Origin of the sequence: Sphingomonas fuzhouensis (genome assembly GCF_034659795.1) — a bacterium.
Lineage (GTDB): Bacteria > Pseudomonadota > Alphaproteobacteria > Sphingomonadales > Sphingomonadaceae > Sphingomonas > Sphingomonas fuzhouensis.
Window position 1 is genome coordinate 506,270 of the sequence record NZ_JAXSQY010000002.1, and the last position, 20,772, is coordinate 527,041.

Sequence of the window (20,772 nt, forward strand, 5' to 3'; positions counted from 1 at the left end):
GGGTGGATGGATGAAAGGACGAACGATGCGACTTCTTGCCTTTTGCCTGGCCTCTCTCCTTCTTTCGGCAACGCTGATCCCGAACACCGCACACGGGCAGAGCTGGCACTGGGACGGATATGATCGCAGCGGCTACCGCGACTATCGCGACGGCTATGACGATGGCGGCGCCGATGGGTATCGCGATGGTCATGGCGACGGTTACGAGCAGGGGCACGGCGATGGCTATCGTCGCGGCTATGCCGATGGCCGGGACGATGACCGCCCTGTCCACAATCCCTGCCGCGCCCAGGGTGGCACCGGGGCCCTGCTGGGCGCGGTGGGCGGTGGCCTGGCAGGCCATCTGGTCGCAGGACGCCGTGACAAGCTGATCGGGACGGCGCTCGGCGCGCTGGCGGGCGGGGTCGCGGGCGATGCCATCCACCGCCGGGACCGCTGCCGGTGATCGACACCCAATAAAAATAATGTTCCGGCCGGTTGAGGTGGTCCCCGAACCATTTCGTCACAGCATCGATGGACGATGCCATCGACCAATATTTCACGATACCGGGATTTCACCGACATGCCCAAAGTCTCTACGCTGCTGAGCCTGGCCGCTGTTGCTGCTGGAACCGCCCTTTCGACACCGGCCTTTGCCCAGACGACTATCGGCGGACCCTATATCGTCGGCCGCGTCGGTTCGCTGATCGATTCCGATTTGAAGATGAAGGGACCGGATACGGCGGTGCCCTCGACCTTCCCGGCGAATGTCGACTTCCGGCGCGGCAAGTCGCTTGAGGGCGGCCTGGGCTATGATCTGGGCGGCTTCCGGTTGGAAGCGACGGTCGGCTACACGGCGGCCCGCGCCAATGCCAAGCGGCTCGATACCGCGTCGCTGGTGTCCGATGGGCGGTCCAAGACGCTCAGCCTGGGCCTGGCGGGCTATGTCGATGTGCCGGTGGAAGGCCCGCTCCGTCCCTTCGTCGGCGGTGGCATCGATGTCGTCCGCGTGACCGAACGCCTGTCGCGCACGACGCGGACCGGCAGCCAGGGCAGCACCATGAACGGGCGCGACTGGGGCCTGCGCTGGCATGCCGATGCGGGCGTCGGCTATGCGCTGAGCGACAGCACCACGGTCGAACTCGCAGGTCGTTACGCACAGACCACCGGACTTCAGTTCGCGGGGCGGATGCCGCTCGCCAATGGCGGGACCGTCGCCACCAGCTACAAGCCGAAACTCACGGCGACCTCGATCACCGTCGGACTGCGTCAACGCTTCTGACGGTGCGGCTGGCGGACGGACCACTCCCTGCCGCCCGCCAGCCCCCCCCTCTTCATCACCCGAGCCGATCCCGGCGTCCCATGGCCTATCCTGGGGGCGTACCGTGCCCTGTCGGCTGCACCGTTCCCTTCAGCCCGGATGTTCGCTTCATGCCCGACACCCATTCCGTGGCCGCCCGGCGGCTGTCCCGGCGTACCCAAGTCGCCGTCATCGCCATCGCCGCCGGTCTGCTTGCGACCGGAACGGGAGCGCTTGCCGTATCGAACATGCTCACCGGCAAGGCGACGGCCCCCGCCATCCGCCGCCCGGAGGGTTTTCGGCCTACGCCACAGCAGCGCCGGTCGCTGACGATCGAGACGGTCGGCAGCACCCTGACACCCACCTCGGCGATCGAGGCGACCGGCACGATCGCCGTCGACGGCAATCGCAGCACGCCCGTCTCCCCGCCTTTCGGAGGCATGGTCACCCGGCTGCTGGTCGAACCCGGACAGCATGTCGCCAAGGGGCAGCCGTTGATGACGGTCAAGTCGGTCGAATATGTCGAGGCCCGCGACGCGCTGGTCTCGGCCAGCGCACAGCACCGCGCGGCGGTGTCGCAACTGCGCCTCGCACGGCAGAATGCCGATCGTTATGGCGAAATCTATCGGACGGCGGGCGGCGCGCTGAAGGATTATCAGCAGGCGCTGAGCGCGGTCGCCACCGCCGAGGGTGCGGTACAGGCCGCCGCCGCCAGCGTATCGGGTGCGCGTGGTAAGCTGGCGGTCTATGGCATGACGCCCCCGGCCATGCGGGCGCTGGAGGATCGTCAGGGTGCCGGTGCCGCTGAAACCATCGTCCGCGCGCCCATTGCAGGCGTCATCGCGCGGCGCGACGTGGCGGCGGGCCAATATATCGACGGCAAGGGGTCGGCGGCCTTCGTCATCACCGATCCGTCCGCCGTCTGGCTGATCGCGCAGATCGCCGAGCAGGACGCCGCGCATGTCCGCGTCGGCGATGCGGTGACGGTGACGACCCCGGCCTGGCCCGGCCGCCGCTTCACCGCGCAGGTCGCGCAGGTGGGGGCGGGCCTGGACCCCGCCTCGCACCGCCTGCCGGTCCGCGCGACGATCGCCAATGCCGATGGCGCGCTCAAGCCCGACATGTTCGCCAGCTTCACCATCCTGCCCGGCACCCCTGCAGGACAGGCCGCCCGGGCCACCGCCATGCTGATCCCCGCCAGTGCCGTGATCCGCGAAGGCGACGAGGCGCGGGTGTGGGTCGCCCGGCCCGACGGCACGCTGATCCCGCGCCGGGTCGCGACCGGCGAGCGGTCGAACGGCAAGGTCCGCGTCACAGCCGGGCTGCGCCCCGGCGAGCGCATCGTCACCGGCGGGGCGTTGTTCGTCAACGAAGCCGGGACGCAGGGCTGAACGCGCCCTCCCCCGTCCCTCCTCGCGTCATCCTCCCGCCAGCGAAAGCCGCATGAACCGCATCGTCGCCTTCGCGCTGCACCAGCGCACCCTTATCGTCATCCTGCTGATCGCGCTGCTCGGCGCAGGGAGCGTCGCGTTCAGCAAGCTGAATATCGAGGCTTATCCCGACCCCGTGCCGCCGATGGTCGAGATCGTGACCCAGAGCCCCGGCCTGTCGGCCGAGGAGATCGAACGCAACATCACGATCCCGATCGAGGTGCAGCTGGCGGGTATCCCGCATGTCACCGCCATCCGCGCCTCGACGCTGTTCGGTCTGTCCGACATCCGCGTCCAGTTCAGCTACGACTTCAGCTATGACGAGGCGCAGCAGCGGATCATCAACCGCCTGTCGCAGATGTCGGCCCTACCCTATGGGGCCAAGCCCGTCATCTCGCCCACCTCGCCGATCGGCGACGTCTTCCGCTATCGCGTCAAGGGGCCGCCGGGCTATTCGGTGATGGACCTGAAGACGGTGCAGGACTGGGTGGTCGAGCGGCGGATGAAGTCGGTGCCCGGTGTGATCGACGTCATTAGCTGGGGCGGCAAGACCCGCACCTATGAAGTGGTGATCGACAACGACCGGCTGGTCGCCAACGGCATGACGGTGCAGCAGGTGCTGGCGGCACTAGGCAAGAGCAACGCCAATGTCGGCGCGCAAACTATCGATTTCGGCCCCCAATCGGCGATCGTCCGCGGCATCGGCCTGATCCATACGCCCGAACAGGTCGGCGCGGTGCTGGTCGGCGACCGCAATGGCGTGCCGGTGATGGTGCGCGACGTCGCCAGCGTCCGGGTCGGCCATGTCCCGCGCACCGGCATTTCAGGGCAGGATGCCGATGACGACATCGTCCAGGGCATTGTGCTGATGCATCGCGGCGCGCAATCGACCCCGACGATCGCGGCGGTCAAGGCGAAGGTGGCGGAAATCAATGCCTCCGGCGCGCTGCCGCTCGGTGTCTCGCTGGAGCGTATCTATGACCGCTCCGGCCTGATCGCGCTGACCACGCGCACCGTGGTCCATAACATGATCGAGGGGATGCTGCTGATCTTCGTGATCCAGTGGCTGTTCCTCGGCAATCTCCGCTCCGCCGTGATCGTGGCGGTGACGATCCCCTTTGCCCTGTCCTTTGCCGTCCTCATCCTGATCGCGCAGGGTGAGAGCGCCAACCTGCTGTCGGTCGGCGCACTCGATTTCGGACTGATCGTCGATGCGACCGTGATCATGGTCGAGAATATCTATCGCCGCCTCGCCGAACGATCGCACGCCGCAGGTGCGAACCAGATAAGGTTCATGCGACGCAGCCGGTTGGACACCATCCAGGCGGCGGCGGGCGAGGTCAATCGCGGCATCTTCTTCGCAGCCGCCATCATCATCGCCAGCTTCATCCCGCTGTTCACCCTGTCAGGCGTCGAAGGCCATATCTTCGGTCCGATGGCCAAGACCTACGCCTATGCCATCATCGGCGGCCTGATCGCGACCTTCACCGTGTCGCCGGTCCTCGCGGCGATCCTGCTGCCCGAACGCCTGTCCGAGGTCGAAACCCGCGTGGTGCAGTGGCTCCGTCGCCTTTACCGCCCGGCGATCGGCTTCGCCCTCGCCAACCGGGTGCTGACGCTTGGCATGGCGCTGTTGCTGTTCGTCGGTGCGGGGCTGGGCGTGCGGTCGCTGGGTGTCGAGTTCCTGCCGCATCTCGAGGAAGGCAATATGTGGATTCGCGCCAGCCTGCCCTCCTCGATCTCGATCGCGGAGGGGCAGCATGTCGTCAACGACATCCGCCGTACGATCCACGGGTTCGGCGCGGTGGAGACGGTGGTGTCGCACCAGGGCCGCCCCGACGACGGCACCGACCCGTCGGGCTTTTCCAATGTCGAATATTTTGCGCCGCTGAAGCCCGCCGCCGACTGGCCCCAGCCTATCAGCAAGGAGGAACTGACCCGGCGGATGAGCAAGGCGCTGACCGACCGCTTCCCCGGCGTCGAGTTCTCGTTCTCGCAATATATCGAGGACAATGTCAGCGAATCCTCGTCCGGGGTGAAGGGGGCCAATGCGGTCAAGCTGTTCGGTCCCGACCTTCCGACGCTACAGCGGTTGGGCAATCGGGTCCGCGACGTGCTGGCCAAGGTGGAGGGCGTCGCCGATCTGGGCGCTTTCCCGTTGCTCGGCCAGCCGACCGTCCGGATCGACGTCGATCGCGACCGCGCCGCGCGTTATGGCCTCGATACCGACGATGTGAACGATGTCGTCCGCGCCGCGGTCGGCGGGCAGGAGGTCGGTCGCCTGTACGAGCGAACGACCGATCGCAACTTCCCCATCGTCGTCCGACTGAAACCCGAACAGCGTGACGGGCTGGAGAGCATCCGCCGGATCACCGTGGGCGCGCCCGCACCGGGCGGCGGCCTGCGCCAGGTGCCGCTGTCCGAACTGGCCGACATCCGCCTCACCTCGGGCGCGTCCTTCATCTATCGCCAGCATCAGGAGCGCTACATCCCCGTCAAGTTCGCGGTGCGTGGACGTGATCTGGGCAGCACCGTCGCCGAGGCCCAGCGTCGCGTGGCCACCGAGGTGACGCTGCCGCCCGGCTATCATGTCGAATGGGCGGGCGAGATGGGCAATCTCGACAGCGCCGTTGCCCGGTTGAAGGTCGTCGTGCCGGTCAGCCTGGCGCTGATCCTGCTGCTGCTGTTCGTCAATTTCGGATCGGCGATCGACATGCTGCTGGCCGCCTCTGTCATGCCGATGGCGCTGATCGGCGGCGTACTGACGCTGGCGGTGACGGGTACGCCCTTCAGCATCTCGGCGGCGATCGGCTTTGTCGCGCTGCTCGGTATCTCGGCGATGGACGGGATCATCGTGCTGACCGCATTCAATCAGGCCGTCGATGAGGGCATGGAGCGCGCCGCAGCCCTCGCCCATGCCTGTGAGACGAGCCTGCGGCCGGTGATGATGACGTGCATCGTCGCGGCGATCGGCCTGCTGCCCGCCGCCATGTCGACCGGCATCGGCAGCCAGGTGCAGAAGCCGCTCGCGCTGGTCGTGGTTGGCGGAATGATGCTGGCTCCCATCCTGATCCTGCTCGTACTGCCGGTCCTGATCGACATCTTTTCCCCGCGCGGACGCCGTGCGGCGGCATCCCCCCAGTCGGACATCCTCCTGATATGATCCGCGTTACGCTCCTGTCGCTGCTGATCCTGCCGCTCGGTGCCTGTGCGACGGTCGGCCCAAGCTTCCACGCCCCCGCACCGCCGGAAAGCAAGGGCTATCCGCTGGCCGAGGCGGGGGGCAGCCCAGTGACCGCATCCCAGCGGGTGCCGGGGGCCCATGTGCCGCAACGCTGGTGGACGGCATTCGGCAATCCCGCCCTCGACATGCTGGTCGACGAAGCCCTGCGGGCCAACACCGACATCGCCACCGCCGAAGCTAGGCTGCGACAGGCACAGGCGCAGACGTCCGTCGCGGAGGCCGCGCGCCTGCCATCGTTGGACCTGGGCATTCAGGGGGAAAAGACCCGCACATCGCGTTCCCTGTCCGGCGTCCTGGCCGATGACAAGCGATACCTCTACTCTTTGAGCACGACCCAGCTTTCGATCGCCTATCCACTCGACTTGTTCGGCGGCCTGCGACGGCGCGGCGAATCCGCGCGCGCTACGGCAGAGGTGCAGGCGCATCGACTGGCGGCGGCGCGATTGACCGTCGCCACCAACACCGCGCTCGGCATCATCCGGCTCGCGTCCATCCGCGACCGGATCGACGCCGCACGCCGCTCGGCGGCGCTTCGCCGCCAGCTGCTCGACATGTTTCGCCGCCGCCATGCCCTGGGGGATATCGGCCTGGCCGAGATCGAGGCGCAGCGCACCGCACTCGCGCGGGCGGAAGGCGCGCTGCCCCCGCTCTATAAGGCGGAGGCGCATGAGCAGGCCTTGCTCGACACGTTGTTGGGCCGCGAGCCGGGTGCGGTCGCCCAGCCGCGTATCCCGCTCGATGCACTGCGCCTGCCCGCCGATCTGCCGCTTAGCCTGCCATCCGAACTGGTGCGAAAGCGCCCCGACATCCTGGCCGCTCAGGCCCAGCTCCATGCGGCGAGCGCCGATGTCGGCGTCGCCATCGCCGCACGGCTGCCGTCGATCACGCTCAGCGGCAATGTCGGCGGGCGGGCGATCGAATTCGGCCGGATGTTCGCTGGCGGCAATCCATTCTGGACGATCGTCGGCGGGCTCAGCCAGCCCCTCTTTCGCGGCGGCGCGCTGCGACGCCAGCAGGACGACGCACAGGCGGCGTTCGACGCCACCAAGGCGCAATATCGCACCGTGGTCCTGGCGGCGCTGGTCGACACCTCCGACGCCCTGTTCGCGGTCCGACAGGACGGCGAGGCCGTGCGCACCGCGACCATCGCCAACGACGCGGCCGAGCATAGCCTGCAGCTTGTGTCACAGCAGGTACGACTTGGCGCATCGGGAACATTGGAGGCCATGAACGCAGCCGCCGCCAGCGCCGATGCTCAGGCCGAACTGATCGCGGCCCACGCCTTGCGACTGTCCGATACCGTTGCTCTCTTCCAGGCGCTCGGCGGGGGCTATTCGATCGACACGAAATGACGTCGACCAGAGGCGACCTGCTATCGTGCGGCCTCATGCCCGATCGGGATGGAGCAAGGCGGTATAGGCTCCGTCCTTTGCGATCAGCGCGTCATGGGTGCCGGATTCCACCACAACACCCTGCTGCATCACGACGATCAGGTCCGCCGAACGCACGGTGGAGAGTCGGTGGGCAATGGTGATCGTCGTCCGGTTCTTGGAGAGATTTGCAAGGGCGGCGCTCATCGCCTGCTGGGTGCGGGTGTCGAGGGCGCTCATAGGGTTAGGCCGACGAATATCGCGCCCGTCCGGCCACGATCCTGCGCCACCTCGAACGCCTCGTTGATCCGGTCGAGGGGTAAGCGATGGGTAATCAGTTCCTGCGTCTTGAGCAGCCCGCGCGTCACCAGGTCGAGCACCTCGACCTGTTCGGCATGGATGTCGTGAAAGGCGAAGCTCGCGCTGGGGATCAGGGTGATCTCGGACATCTGGATTCGTTGCCACTCCAGCGGGATGGCGATCGCGCCGGCATCGAAGCCGCCGACGATGATGACCTTTCCGCCGCGCCGCACCAGTTGCGTGGCCAGCGGCAATGTCTCGGGCATGGACTCTCCACCCGCGCATTCGAACACGATATCGGCGCCTCGATCGTCGGTTAGACCAAGCACCACATCCTGAGGGTTCTCGTCATCGGAATGGACGGTGCGGTCGGCGCCCAGCCGCGCCGCCAATGCGAGAGCGTGCGGCATCTTGTCGATGATCGTCACCGTCGCGCCGCTGGCCTTGGCGAGCATCAGCTGGCCCAGCCCGATCGGTCCCGCCCCGATGATCGCCACGCGCGACCCGATGGTCAGGCCGGACAGATGATGGGCATGCAACGCCACGGCATAGGTGTCGAGCAGCGCGGCGTCGTCGAACCCCACGCTGTCCGGCAGGCGGTGGAACTTGTGCTGCGGCCCGATGACATATTCGGCATAGGCGCGCGAGACGCTGGCGCGGCGGGTGGGATAGAGATCGGGGCAGCGATTATATTGCTGCACCCGACACCATTCGCAGTGGCCGCAGCCGAGGACGGATTCGACCAGCACCCGGTCGCCGATCGCGACACGCGTGACCGCCGGGCCGATCTCGACCACCTCGCCCGCCAGCTCATGGCCCATGATGCAGCAGTGCAGCTCCTCCTCCGCCTTTTCCCAATGGCGCAGGTCGGTGCCACAGATGCCCGCCATCCGCACCCGCACCTTCACCCAGTCGTCGGCGGGCAGGCCGGGTTCCTCGACATCGGTGATCTCGAAACGGCCATCGGCGGTCTTGCGCGCGGCTTTCATGGCATGGCTCCAGAATGGGCGGCGAGCGGCTCCCGCCCGGCCGCGATGATGGTGGATGTCAGGCCCCTGCCCCCAAGCGGAATCGCGCCCTCCGCCAGCGCCTCGGTCAGCGCGCGGCCGTCGCGCAGGCCCGCATCCCACCGCGCCCGCACCGAGCGAGGCGAGAAATCCAGCGCCTTGCCCGCAACTTCGTCCTGCTGCTCGGTATAGCGCAGCTGCACCAGCGTGACCGATGCCTCCACCATGTCGGGGGCGGTGGCATATTGACCCTGCCAGCGCGCAAGGGTCCGACGCGACTGGGCGGCGAAGACCAGATCCTGGGTCCGGCTGATCAGGCCGCCAAGCGTCGGCGCACGGGGGCCAGCCAATGGCAACAGGTCGACCGCGATGCACAGCAGCGGCGCGTCACCCGGCTGGGCCAGCACGGGGTCGAGCGGCAGATTGGCGGACACCCCGCCATCGACATAGCGCGCGCCGTCAATCGCGACCGGAGGAAAGGCAGGCGGCATGGCGCAGCTTGCGCGGATATGGTCGGGCATAACCGGGTGACGCGCGTTGTCGAACACGACCTCCTCGCCGGTATCGAGCGCAACGGCCTGCACCATGTAGCGGACCGCGCCGTCATTGAGCCGGTCGAAATCGACGAGGCGGGCCAGCGTATGCGCCAGCGGTGTCGTGTCATAAAGCGCGGGCGTGTCGCGCGCGGCCAGGGCGGTGCCCAGCGGCGCGAAAAGGCCCCGCCGCCCGCCGAACAGCGTCGCGATGACCTCGCCGCTGCGCCGCCAGCTCTCGATCATATCATCCCATGCCGAGGCGGCGATGGCGCCCGTCCATTCAGGCCGCCACAGGTCGGTCAGCCGCGACAGGCGGTCGGCCGGGGCGCTGCCCGCAATGATTGCGCCGTTGATCGCGCCCGCCGAGGTGCCGACAACCCAGTCGGGTGAGATACCGGCCCCATGCAGGGCCTCATAGACCCCGGCCTGATAGGCGCCCAGCGCACTACCCCCAGCCAGGACCAGGGCAATGCAGAGATCGGGCGGCAAGGGCAGCGTCATGGATCGACAAACCCGCGAACGCCGGGATGGTGGCGTGTTGCCTGATTCAATATCCTGAAAACTCAATGATATAGATCAGCCCGGATGGTTGTCGACAGCAACCCGTGCCGCGGGCGCGGCGTTGCCCCGATACCCATGCCCCTGAACCCGCAAGCCGAACTGACCACCGCCGACCGCGAACGCGGCTTGCGGCTGCTCGTCGTCGAGGCGGGGTTTTCGGGCGGCGCGGCCGCGCTGACCAGCGGCGTGATCCTGACCGCCTTCGCCCTGCATCTAGGGGCGTCGAACGCGATGGTCGGCATCCTCGCCGCGATGCCGTTCCTCGCGCAGTTGCTGCAACTGCCCGCCATCCAGCTGGTCGAGCGATGGCGGCGGCGCAAGCGGATCGCGGTCCTGTCCAGCCTGGTTGGGCGGACGATGTTGGCGGTCATGGCGGTGCTCGCCTTTTCCAGCGGGACGACCGCGCTGCTGATCTTCCTGGGCGCGCAGATGCTGCTCTGTGGACTGGGCGCGGTCGGCGGATGCGCCTGGAACACCTGGATGCGTGATCTCGCGCCCGACGATCGGCTGGGCGACGTCTTTGCCCGGCGGACGGTCTGGCTGACCGCGATCAGCCTGATCCTGGGGCTGGTCGCCGCACTGGCACTCGACTGGACGCCCGCAGGATCATCCGCGCGGGACATGGTGTTCGCGGCGATGTTCGCCACCGGCTGCATCACCGGGCTGATCAGCGCGCGGATCGTCGCGATGATGCCGGAGCCGCTGATGCCGCCCGCCCCCGGCCCGATCAAATTACGCGCCTTGCTGGCCCAGCCGCTGGGCGACCCCAATTTCCGCCGGTTGCTGGTCTTCGTGGCCAGCTGGCAGTTCGCGATCAACCTCGCGACGCCCTTCTTCACCGTCTTCATCGTCCGCCAGCTGCATTTCGCGGTCAGCTTCGTGCTGCTGCTCAGCGTCGCCAGCCAGGTCGCCAACATCCTGGCGCTGCGCCTCTGGGGGCGGCTCAGCGACCGGTTCGCCAACAAGTCGGTGCTGGCCGTGTGCGCCCCCGCCTATATCCTGGCGATCGTCGCGATGATCGGCGCATCGCAGCTGGGCGACCGGGAGGCGGTGAAGCTATGGCTGATCGGGCTGCACCTGCTCATGGGCGCGACCATCGCGGGCGTGACGCTGGCCAGCACCAATATCGCGCTGAAGCTGTCGCCCAAGGGGTCCGCCACCGCCTATGTCGCGGCCAATGCGATGACCACCGCCATCGCGGCCGGGATCGCGCCGATCCTCGGCGGCTTGCTCGCGCAATTCTTCGCCGCACGCCAGTTCGAGTTGGTGGCGCGGTGGCGCAGCCCCAACGGCATCTTCACCCTGCCGATCGTGCTGACCGCCTGGGACTTCTACTTCCTGCTGGCCGGGCTGATCGGCGTCTATGCCATTCACCGCCTGTCGCTGGTGCGCGAGCAGGGCGAGATCGAGCGGCGGGCCATGGTCGGGCAGGTGCTGAACGAGACGCGGCGCAGCATCCGCAACATATCCTCGGTCGCGGGCCTGCGCGCGGCGACCGATCTGCCCAGCGCATTGCTTCGCGATGCCCGCACCCGCATCCGGCTGAAACGCGCCCAGGCGGCACGGGCGGGACGAATGCACTGACCCAGTTTAGCGGACCGCCATTTGCCCGGAACTCCGTTCTTTCTGAGGAAGTTAGCCATAACCACCGTCCCCTTTTCGGAGTTGTGCCATGGCCCGAACAGCGACGGCCGAAGCGCCGCCCGCGATCAGTCCCCATCTGCTCGACCTGCGCGACCTGCTGCGCCGCGAACCCGCCCCGCTGGTCGCGTTCACGGTCGGCGACCTGATGATCGGACTACACCGAACGACGACATCGGTGTTCGCGATCGTTCGGCGCCAAGGCAGCGCCGGAGGTTTGGCAGTACGAGCCGCCTTCCTGCCGACCAGCTTCGACTGCGCGGTCTTGCCGCCCGAGGAGGGAGAGGTCGCCCGGCTTCGGCTGACCAGCGCCATGGGCGAGCATATCCTGTCCTGCCTCGCCGACCGCCTGGCGGTGGAGCGGCTCCGCATCGTGACGCGTTTCACCCCGGCCCGGCCGATCGTCCTGCCCCCCGCCCCGCGCGACCTCTATCCCTTTGGTGCGAACGACGATCCGTTGCGCGCGCAAGGGGTGGTCGAGGCGTCGCAGCGCGGGCTGAATACCGGTCTTCTCTATTTCCGCATCGAGGCGCCCGCCTTCGGCAATGTCCTCTACATTCAGAATTTCACCGCTTCGAACGACTATTTCCGTGTGACGGGCACGGTTCCGCGCGAGGCGGTGGCGGGTAGCTGGCCCGAACTGGGCTATGCGCTGCCGATCCCCGATGCCGACGCCGATCCCGCCAAGGTCGCCCTGCCGGCGGGAGAGAGTGTCACGCTGTCCGACACGATCCTGGTCTTCCGCCACCGCGCCCCTCCGCACGAACGCGAGTCCGCGCGCCAGTTCGTGCAGATGCTGGGCAGCGCCTATGACCTGCTCGATCCGCCACCGGTCGCCTATCGCGACTGGATCGACCGCGCCGAACAGGCCGCGCGCGATCTGGACGAAGCGCCCGATGCGACGATACGCCATTACGGTCATCGCTATGTCCATCCCTATACCGGTGCGGAATATCCCGACATCATGGTGCAGATGTCCGTCGTCGCCGCGCTCCACCGATGGGGCGATTGGCGGGGCGAGCCGCATCCCCTGGAAGCGGCGTTCAAGGCGGGGCTGCCGCGCTTCTTCGACGAAAAGCTGGGCACGTTTCGCCGCTATCTGCCCAATGTCGGCAAGGACAAGACGGCCGATGCGGTCGACAGCTGGTATCTCTATCACCCGCTGCTGAACCTCGGCACGCTGGCGCTGGACGGCGATGACGACGCACGAACGCTGTTCCTGAAGGCGATCGACTATGGCGTGCGGGTCGCGCGGCATTTCGACTATCGCTGGCCGATCGAATATGACGTCACCGACTTCTCGGTCATTACCGAGGAAGCCCCCGTCGACGGGCGCGGGCAGACCGATGTCGGCGGCATCTATGCCTGGGTCATGCTCCAGGCGTTCGAGCTGACCGATGACAAGACCTATCTCGACGAAGCGCGCGCCGCGATCGACGCCGCCATCGGGCTGGGCTTCAACCTCAACTATCAGGCCAATCTGACCGCCTGGGGTGCCGCCGCCTGCATGAGGCTGTGGCGGATCACCAATCGCGATGTCTATCGCGAGCAGAGCTATGTCTATCTGGCCAGCTTCCTGCACAACGCCGTGCTGTGGGACAGCCGGATCGGCCATGCCGCGCATTACGAGACGTTCCTGGCGGTCACCTGTCTCCAGGACGCGCCCTATATGGCGATGTACGAATGTTTCGACAGCTATGTCGCGTTCGAGCGCTATCTGGACGATGGCGGCCCCGACCTCGATCCCGAGGCGCGGATGCTGATCGGCGAATATTGCCGCCATGCCCTGTCGCGCGCCTGGTATTATTATCCCGACGCGCTGCCCCCCGAAGCGATCGCCGAGGAACAGCGCGAGGCCAATGGCCATATCGACAAGACCCTCTCCTTCCCGCTGGAGGATCTTTATCCCGATGGCCAGCCCGCCGGGCAGGTGGGACAGGAGGTGTACGGCGCGGGTGCGGCGTTCATCTTCGCCACCAGTGCCTTCCACCCCGTGGAGGGCGCGCCCTTCCACCTCTATTGCGACATGCTGGTCCGCGCGGTCGAGCGGATCGGCGACCATGCGCTGTCGATCGTGCTCGACGGGGGGGAGACGCGCACCGCCTGGCTGCGCCTCGTCCGATTGAAGCGACGCACGCTGACCGACAGCCGCGTCACCACCGCCAGCGGCGAAACGATCGCCCCCGATGCCGTCAGCGCCGACCGGGTCGATTACTGCGTGCCCGCGCAAGGTCGCCTGATCCTGACCTGGGAGTAACCGATGACCAAGAACCCCACCATGTTGTCCGGCCGCCGCATCCTGCTGACCGGGGGCACCACCGGTATCGGCCGTGCCGCGCTGAAGGCGCTGGCGAACGAGGGCGCGCGCATCCTGACCTTCGGGCGGCATCAGGATGCGCTCGATGCGGCGCTGGCCGAGATCGACGGCGACGTGATCGGGATCGTCGAGGATGCCGCGGCGCGCGAGGGCATCGACCGGGTATTCGCCGCCGTCGACGACCGGCTGGGGGGCATCGACATGCTGGTCGCCTGTGCGGCGCTCGGCGCGCAGCCGATCCATGAGATGGCGGACGACGACTGGCGCTATGTCGTCGACGCCAATCTGACCGGCTATCTCGCCTGCGCCCGCGCCGCGATCCTGCGCATGCAGGAGCAAGGCGGCGGCCATCTGCTGTTCGTCGGGTCGATCAGCACCGAGATCAAGGCGGCGGGCGAAAGCGTCTATGCCGCGACCAAGGCGGGCATCCAGGCCTTTGCCGAGACGCTGCGCAAGGAGGTCGCTGACAAACGCATCCGGGTCAGCGTGATCCAGCCCGGATCGGTCGATACCGAAATGCAAGAATGCAGCGCGGAAGAGAAGCAGGCCGCCGTCGCGGAAGGCCGGATGCTGCCCGCCGAGGATGTCGCCGACGCCATCCTGTTCGTCCTCAGCCGCTCGGCCAATTGCGATATCGTCAACCTGCGGATCGAGCCGTTGATCCAGAAAACGGCCTGAGGCGCTCATAGTCCCTTCGGCTTGAGCCGTGCCATACAGACCGCCACCATCGCGGTAAGCCCGGCAATCAGCCCGATGATCAGCCTGGCGAACCGATAGCTGTCCGGCCCCAGAAACACCGGGTCCGTGACCGTGGCCGGATAGGCGGAATGGAGGAACAGCTCATGACATTGGATGTGCCCAAGGCTGCACGGCGGCACGGATGGGAGCACAAGATCTTCGTTTTGGATTTTACCCTGTAAAATCAACGATATCTGGCGGAGAGGGAGGGATTCGAACCCTCGGTACCGTTGCCGGCACGCCGCATTTCGAGTGCGGTGCATTCGACCACTCTGCCACCTCTCCGCGAGGACGATCCGAGCGGTCTGGGACCGCATGGGGCTGATCGATTGGAGGCGCGCTCCTAGATCAGCTTTTTGCGTATTGCAAGCGCCTAAACTTGTGCGACGCGACAAAGACATTAAATCGGACTCATGGACCCGATCGACACCCTCCCCCTCACCTCGCGCCTGGACGTGGAGGCGCCCATGATCGCAACCGCGCGGTTTGCGATCGGGGACGTGGTGCGCCACCGCATGTTCGACATTCGCGGTGTCGTCTTCGACGTCGATCCCGTCTTCGCCAACAGCGACGAATGGTATGACGCGATTCCGGAGCAGATCCGCCCTGCCAAGGACCAGCCCTTCTACCATCTGCTCGCCGAGAATGCCGAGTCGAGCTATGTCGCCTATGTCAGCCAGCAGAACCTGCTGCACGACGACAGCGACGAGCCGATCGAGCATCCGGCGATCTCCGGCCTGTTCACCGGCTATGCCGATGGCCGTTATCTGCTGAAACGCGAACACCGGCATTGATCGCGGCGGCCGGGTCCTCGGGCCCCGGCCGCCCCACATCGTCAGAAGCCGACCGACGCCCGCGCATAAAGGAACCGGCCGTTGAAGCCGAAGGGCGACAGGTTGGAATAAGGCAGGAAATAATTGTTGCTGCCGAACGCGCCGCCCGCCGGGGAGCGGGTGGGATAGATGTCGAAGATATTGTCCGCCCCGACCGCCAGTTCCAGCGCGGGGATGGGCTTCACCCGGATTTCGGCATCGGTGATCCATTTGGGCTGAAGATAGAAGTCGGCCGCCCCCGCACCCGGCGCGACCGACAGGTCGGTGGAGGTGCCCGGCGAGAAGACCGAGCCATAGCGGTTGGTCCGGATCGTCGCCGACACCCGGCCGATATCGTAATCCGCACCCATGTTGATCTTGCTGCGCGGCTGCCCCTTGGTCAGGCGATAGCTTTCGGCGCGGCCGAACAGGATAAGCCCCGGCAGCGAAGGCAGCGACGCGCGCCGGGTGATCGATTGCTCGTTATAGTTGAACCCGGCGGTCAGGCGCAGTTGTCCCGCACCGAAATCGGGCACGCGATAGGTGGCGACCACGTCCACGCCTTGCGTCTTGGTATCGACGCCGTTGACGAAGAAGCGCGCCGAGCTGACCCCGGTGATTCCCTGCGACGCCAGCAGCGCATTGACCGCCGCCCCTTGCAGATTCTCGGTCAGCACGATCCGGTCGCGGATGCGAATCTGGTAATAATCGGCCGTCACGTTGAAGCCGGGAATCGGATCGAAGGTCAGGCCGCCGCCGAAATTGGTCGCCTTTTCGGGCTGGAGCGGCTTGGACCCCAGCGCCACGGCCACCGGGTTGGACACCGGCACCGTCAGAATGTCGATCAGTGTGCCTGATACATTGTTGGTCGAGGTGGTGCTGAAATATTGCTGGGCCAGGCTCGGCGCGCGGAAGCCGGTCGAGATGCTGCCGCGCACCGCCACGCCGGGGAAGAGTTGCAGGCGTCCGGCCAGCTTGCCGTTCACCGTGTCGCCAAAGTCCGAATAATGTTCGTACCGGCCCGCCGCCTGGACCGACAGCGCGTCCGTGACCTCGGCATCGAGTTCGACATAGCCCGCATAGCTGCTGCGCGAGACATCGACCTGGTTCTCGGGGCGAAAGCCGGGGAAGACCTGCGCCCCGCCCGGCGCGCCGTTCGCCACGAACGGGCCATTGGCATAGCTGGCCGGATCACCCGCGCGGATGCGGAAATGCTCGCGGCGATATTCGCCGCCCAGCGCGAGACCGAGCTTGTTGACGAAGCTGACGTCGAACGGGTGGGTGACGTCCAGATTGACCACCGTCTGGCCGGAACGGAGCCCACCGGCCTGGAAGTTGCGCGGGCTCGCCTGGCCGAGCGAGGTGTTGAAGCTGTTGAGCACCGTATAGTTGAGCGTGTTGCTGCCATGGACGACCGACAGATCGGCGGCCCAGCCATCGGCGATATCGCCCTTTACCCCGACCGCGCCGGAGAAATCCTCGATCTCGGCGCCGATGAACGGCAGGAAGCCGTTGGGATAATAGGGGACGAAGCTCGTGGTCGACGCCGACCAGTCGCGATTGCGCGGGTCGTTGGGCCGTCGGAAATAGCCCGCGCCCAGCCCGTCGCGAATGCCGTAGGAACCAAAGGTATAGAGGTCGAACCGCCCCGCGACCTTGGTCCCCGCGTTGACGAACAGGTTCATGTCGCGCGTCTTGCCGTCGCCATAACCATGGTTGAAGCGGTTGATGGTCAACTCGCGCGGATCGCCCGGAAAATATTGGCGACGGGGGTCCGCACCCGAACGCTGGGTGGGATCGCGGTCGCGAAACTGGGTCGAGACGACGAAATAGCCGTCATCCCCCATCGGCAGGCCGATCGACGAGGCGAGCGTCAGCGTGTCGCCGTCATGCCGCACCCGGTCGTCTTGCGAATAGTTGAGGCCCAATATGTCGTTGGCGCGGTTGTTGCCCCCCGACACCGCGATCACCGGATTGCCCGCCGCATCGGTCTGGACGCCCAGCACATCCTTCACCCCGGCCATGCTGGTGCGATATTGGCCATAGGTGACCGAGCCGCGCACGCCTTGCCGCTTGGACAGCTGGATATTGATGACGCCCGCAATCGCGTCCGATCCGTAGAGTGAGGACGCGCCGTCGCGCAGAATCTCGATCCGGTCGATGGCGATCGGAATGATCTCGTTCAGGTCGACGGCACCCGACCCGCGCCCGACCGAGCCGTTGAGGTTGAGCAACGCCGCCTGATGCCGCCGCTTGCCGTTGACGAGGACCAGCGTCTGGTCCGGCGCCAGCCCGCGCAGCGTCGCGGGACGAAGCGAGTCGGTGCCGTCGGTCAGCGACGGCTGCGGGAAGTTGAACGAGGGCACCAGCTGGTTCAGCAGACGGCTCGTCTCGGTATAGCCGCCCTGGGTCAGCTGTTCGCCGCCGATCACGTCGACCGGCACCGGGCTGTCGGCGATGGTGCGTCCGGGAATCCGGCTGCCGGTTACGACGATCGTGTCCTGCGACTCGCTGCCCTCCTCCTGGGCAGAGCCTTGCGTCGGTGCGGCGACCTGCGCTCCGGCTGGAAGGGCCAGGCACAGCCCCGAGACGGAGACGAGCCATAGCGTGGCGTGACGTGCGCGCATCAAATTCCCCCTTTTTGATACCGGGCGGTCATCATGCCGCCCGCCGAGCGTCACAATATGTCGCGATCCCGCACCGACAATTCCCATTTCAATCGATTCATGATTTTGTCATGCGATTGTTGCTGCGACGCAACATTGCCGGAATGGGACCAAGGCGACGATATCGCCTCGCCACCCGTTCGCGCGGGCAGCCGCGGCGAAAACATGGAATCCTTGGTTGACAATCCGGCCACCTTTGCCTAGCTGACCTTTCTTTCCCGACGGGCATTCCCGCGCGGGAGCCATGCATTTGGGAAGTGACAAGAGCCATGTTCGCAGTCGTGCGCACGGGCGGCAAGCAGTATCGCGTCGCCGCCGGAGATAAGATCGTCGTCGAGAAGATCGAGGGCGAAGCCGGCGCGTCGGTGACGCTGGGTGACGTTCTGCTGGCGGGCGAAGGCTCGGAGCTGAAGGCCGTCGACGGCATCACGGTCGCCGCCGAAATCATCGCTCAGGCGAAGGCCGACAAGGTCATCGTCTTCAAGAAGCGTCGTCGCCACAACTATCGTCGTCGCAACGGCCATCGTCAGCAGCACACGATCCTGAAGATCGTGTCGGTCGGCGCCTGAATTTCAGCCGCGCCACCTCAACGAAATCCAGGAGTAGTTCGCAATGGCACATAAGAAAGCAGGCGGTTCGTCGCGCAACGGTCGTGATTCGGCCGGCCGTCGCCTTGGCGTGAAGAAGTTCGGCGGCCAGGAAGCCGTCGCCGGCAACATCCTCGTGCGTCAGCGCGGGACGAAGTTCTATCCGGGTCGCAACGTGGGCATGGGCAAGGACCATACCCTGTTCGCGCTCGTCGATGGCCGCGTCGCGTTCCACGAAGGCAAGCTCGGCCGTAAATTCTGCTCGGTCGAACTGGCCGCAGCGGCCGAATAATCGGGCAACCGCGCCGGGTTGCCCACCAGGGTGACCCGGGTTCCGCGCAGGAACCAGCAAAAAAGGGAGACGGGTCACCCCGGCTCCCTTTTTTCATGCTCCCTCCACCGCCAAGGGCTTCTGTCTCCGTCCCGTCATGGGCACGTGGCAGGCGCCCGACGCGACGAGGAGTTGTCGAGTGATGTTCGCGCGGACCCCCAGATTGTTGTTACGGCCCGCCTGGCCGGAAGATGCCGCCCCCCTGGCGCAGGCCATCGGGCATGAATCGATCGCCCGCATGGCGGCGCGTGTCCCTTACCCCTATGCCCAGGCCGATGCCGAGCATTGGCTGGCCCAGCCGTGCAGCGCGACCGAGCCGCGCTTCCTCATCACCGCGCTCGACCGGGGCGGTGCGCCGGAGCTGATCGGGGGAATCGCGATCATCGCGGGCGATACCGGCCATGAGCTTGGCTATTGGTTGACGCCTTCGGCCTGGGGGCGCGGCTATGCGACCGAGGCGGGGCACGCGGTCGTCGCCATGGCCCGACATGCGCTGCCCATCACGCGGCTTGGCGCGTGGCATTTTGCCGACAACCCGGCCTCGGGCCACGTCCTGACCAAGCTCGGCTTTCGTCCGACCGGCCAGCATATGGCGCGCGCCTCGGCCGGGCGTGAGGGGCTGTCGCCCAGCATCCATTATGCGCTGGACCTGGTGGACGAGCGAAATCGCGCGATGCCCTTGGCGGCGTGAGGGATGCTTGGCGTCCGGAGGGGACGTGGCCTTCGATGCGCCAAGGCCACGCCCCCTCCCCGATCGCCCCGGCAACAAAAGGCCGGGCTGGTCAGTCGGCGCGGTGAGCGGTAAAGGCGGCACCATGCATTTTCTCGATCAGGCCAAGATCTTCGTCCGCTCCGGCGCGGGCGGCCCCGGCGCCGTTTCCTTTCGGCGCGAGAAGTATATCGAATATGGCGGCCCCGACGGCGGCAATGGCGGCAAGGGCGGCGACATCATCTTCGAGGCGGTCGCGGGGCTGAACACGCTGATCGACTTCCGCTACACCCAGCATTTCCGGGCGCAGCGCGGGCATGGCGGTTCGGGATCGAACCGCACCGGCGCCGGCGGCGACGATCTGGTCATCAAGGTGCCGGTCGGCACCCAGGTCCTGTCCGAGGACAAGGACGAGGTGCTGCTCGACTTCACCAAGGTCGGCCAGCGCGAGGTGTTCCTGCGCGGCGGTGACGGCGGGCGCGGCAATGCCACCTACAAGACCTCGACCAACCGCGCCCCGCGCCAGCACGGCACCGGCTGGCCCAGCGAAGAGGCCTGGGTCTGGCTGCGCCTCAAGCTACTCGCCGATGCAGGGCTGGTGGGCCTGCCCAATGCGGGCAAGTCGACCTTCATCAACGCGGTGACCAATGCGCAGGCCAAGGTCGGCGCCTATGCCTTCACCACCACCCGGCCGCAGCTGGGCGTGGTACGGCATCACCAGCGCGAGTTCGTGGTCGCCGACATTCCCGGCCTGATCGAGGGCGCGGCGGACGGCGCCGGGATCGGCGACCGGTTCCTGGGGCATATCGAGCGGTGCCGCGTGCTGCTGCATCTGGTCGACGCCAATGACGAGGATGTCGCCGAAAGCTATCGGATCGTCCGTGACGAATTGGAGGCCTATGGCGGCGGCCTGATCGACAAGCCGCATGTCATCGCACTCAACAAGATCGACACGCTCGACGACGAATTGATCGAGGCGCTATCGGCCGAACTGGCCGAGGCGAGCGGCGCGGACGTCATCCCGCTATCGGGCGCGGCGGGCACGGGTGTCGACTGGGTACTCGACAAGCTGCTCGAGCAGATCGGGCCGGGGCCGGATTCGGTGCCGGAGAATGACCAGGGCGAGGACGAGATTACGTGGTCGCCGCTGGCGTGATGCGTCTGGCGGTGGGCTCGGTGAGACACCCTGCCCTCCCCCATCCCCTCCCGCCTGCGGGAGGGGAGCGATACTTGGCGTGCCGTTC

At 66.7% G+C, this 20,772-nt stretch carries 17 protein-coding genes and 1 tRNA gene; 13 read left to right on the forward strand and 5 right to left on the reverse strand.

Annotated elements, in window-relative coordinates; genetic code table 11:
- Nucleotides 1–25: 25 nt before the first annotated feature.
- From U1H82_RS06800 to U1H82_RS06820, 5 genes are all read left to right on the forward strand, one after another.
- Complete coding sequence (locus U1H82_RS06800) at nucleotides 26–445, forward strand: glycine zipper 2TM domain-containing protein (RefSeq protein WP_322964164.1); 420 nt, start codon at nucleotides 26–28, stop codon at nucleotides 443–445.
- A 117-nt stretch (nucleotides 446–562) separates the two neighbouring features.
- Entirely contained in the window at nucleotides 563–1,261 is a 699-nt protein-coding gene (locus U1H82_RS06805; protein ID WP_322964165.1) for an outer membrane protein, read from the forward strand.
- Nucleotides 1,262–1,410: 149 nt separating this feature from the next.
- The gene (locus U1H82_RS06810) at nucleotides 1,411–2,670 is read left to right on the forward strand and encodes an efflux RND transporter periplasmic adaptor subunit (protein ID WP_322964166.1); all 1,260 of its coding nucleotides are present in this window, start codon (nucleotides 1,411–1,413) and stop codon (nucleotides 2,668–2,670) included.
- Between the two features lie 52 nt (nucleotides 2,671–2,722).
- Nucleotides 2,723–5,872, forward strand: a complete 3,150-nt coding sequence (locus tag U1H82_RS06815) for an efflux RND transporter permease subunit (RefSeq protein WP_322964167.1) — start codon at nucleotides 2,723–2,725, stop codon at nucleotides 5,870–5,872.
- Complete coding sequence (locus tag U1H82_RS06820) at nucleotides 5,869–7,305, forward strand: efflux transporter outer membrane subunit (protein ID WP_322964168.1); 1,437 nt, start codon at nucleotides 5,869–5,871, stop codon at nucleotides 7,303–7,305. The genes U1H82_RS06815 and U1H82_RS06820 overlap by 4 nt, the downstream gene beginning before the upstream one ends.
- 33 nt (nucleotides 7,306–7,338) lie before the next feature.
- On the opposite strand, the gene U1H82_RS06825 is transcribed toward U1H82_RS06820, so the two are convergent.
- From U1H82_RS06825 to U1H82_RS06835, 3 genes are read right to left on the reverse strand one after another with little or no spacing between them, the layout of a single operon-like run.
- Nucleotides 7,339–7,563: a hypothetical protein gene (locus U1H82_RS06825; RefSeq protein ID WP_322964169.1), complete on the reverse strand. Its 225-nt coding sequence runs from the start codon at nucleotides 7,561–7,563 to the stop codon at nucleotides 7,339–7,341.
- Nucleotides 7,560–8,612 carry a zinc-dependent alcohol dehydrogenase gene (locus U1H82_RS06830; RefSeq protein WP_322964170.1) on the reverse strand — a complete coding sequence of 351 codons (1,053 nt, stop codon included), beginning with the start codon at nucleotides 8,610–8,612 and terminating at the stop codon, nucleotides 7,560–7,562. Before U1H82_RS06830 ends, U1H82_RS06825 begins: the two co-directional genes overlap by 4 nt.
- A complete protein-coding gene (locus tag U1H82_RS06835; protein WP_322964171.1) occupies nucleotides 8,609–9,667 on the reverse strand; it encodes a patatin-like phospholipase family protein in 1,059 nt (352 codons plus the stop codon). The genes U1H82_RS06830 and U1H82_RS06835 overlap by 4 nt, the downstream gene beginning before the upstream one ends.
- An 84-nt stretch (nucleotides 9,668–9,751) precedes the next feature.
- Between U1H82_RS06835 and U1H82_RS06840 the strand changes: the two genes are divergently transcribed.
- From U1H82_RS06840 to U1H82_RS06850, 3 genes are all read left to right on the forward strand, one after another.
- Complete coding sequence (locus tag U1H82_RS06840) at nucleotides 9,752–11,311, forward strand: MFS transporter (protein WP_322964172.1); 1,560 nt, start codon at nucleotides 9,752–9,754, stop codon at nucleotides 11,309–11,311.
- 88 nt (nucleotides 11,312–11,399) lie between these two features.
- Nucleotides 11,400–13,625 (forward strand): hypothetical protein, encoded by a 2,226-nt coding sequence (locus U1H82_RS06845; RefSeq protein WP_322964173.1) that lies wholly within the window; start codon nucleotides 11,400–11,402, stop codon nucleotides 13,623–13,625.
- Between the two features lie 3 nt (nucleotides 13,626–13,628).
- Nucleotides 13,629–14,363 carry an SDR family oxidoreductase gene (locus U1H82_RS06850; protein WP_322964174.1) on the forward strand — a complete coding sequence of 245 codons (735 nt, stop codon included), beginning with the start codon at nucleotides 13,629–13,631 and terminating at the stop codon, nucleotides 14,361–14,363.
- Between the two features lie 255 nt (nucleotides 14,364–14,618).
- On the opposite strand, the gene U1H82_RS06855 is transcribed toward U1H82_RS06850, so the two are convergent.
- Nucleotides 14,619–14,708 (reverse strand) — tRNA-Ser (locus U1H82_RS06855).
- Nucleotides 14,709–14,890: 182 nt separating this feature from the next.
- On the opposite strand from U1H82_RS06855, the gene hspQ reads away from it, so the two are divergent.
- On the forward strand, nucleotides 14,891–15,217 hold the full coding sequence (hspQ, locus tag U1H82_RS06860) for a heat shock protein HspQ (protein ID WP_322964175.1): 327 nt from the start codon (nucleotides 14,891–14,893) through the stop codon (nucleotides 15,215–15,217).
- Nucleotides 15,218–15,258: 41 nt separating this feature from the next.
- Here hspQ and U1H82_RS06865 read toward each other — a convergent pair whose 3' ends face one another.
- Nucleotides 15,259–17,862, reverse strand: a complete 2,604-nt coding sequence (locus U1H82_RS06865; protein WP_322964176.1) for a TonB-dependent receptor plug domain-containing protein — start codon at nucleotides 17,860–17,862, stop codon at nucleotides 15,259–15,261.
- A 308-nt stretch (nucleotides 17,863–18,170) separates the two neighbouring features.
- On the opposite strand from U1H82_RS06865, the gene rplU reads away from it, so the two are divergent.
- From rplU to obgE, 4 genes are all read left to right on the forward strand, one after another.
- On the forward strand, nucleotides 18,171–18,470 hold the full coding sequence (gene rplU / locus U1H82_RS06870) for a 50S ribosomal protein L21 (RefSeq protein ID WP_007405484.1): 300 nt from the start codon (nucleotides 18,171–18,173) through the stop codon (nucleotides 18,468–18,470).
- 43 nt (nucleotides 18,471–18,513) lie between these two features.
- A complete protein-coding gene (rpmA, locus tag U1H82_RS06875; protein WP_230482215.1) occupies nucleotides 18,514–18,780 on the forward strand; it encodes a 50S ribosomal protein L27 in 267 nt (88 codons plus the stop codon).
- Nucleotides 18,781–18,961: 181 nt separating this feature from the next.
- The gene (locus U1H82_RS06880) at nucleotides 18,962–19,510 is read left to right on the forward strand and encodes a GNAT family N-acetyltransferase (protein ID WP_375339502.1); all 549 of its coding nucleotides are present in this window, start codon (nucleotides 18,962–18,964) and stop codon (nucleotides 19,508–19,510) included.
- Between the two features lie 124 nt (nucleotides 19,511–19,634).
- Complete coding sequence (obgE, locus tag U1H82_RS06885) at nucleotides 19,635–20,684, forward strand: GTPase ObgE (RefSeq protein ID WP_322964178.1); 1,050 nt, start codon at nucleotides 19,635–19,637, stop codon at nucleotides 20,682–20,684.
- Nucleotides 20,685–20,772: the final 88 nt, after the last annotated feature.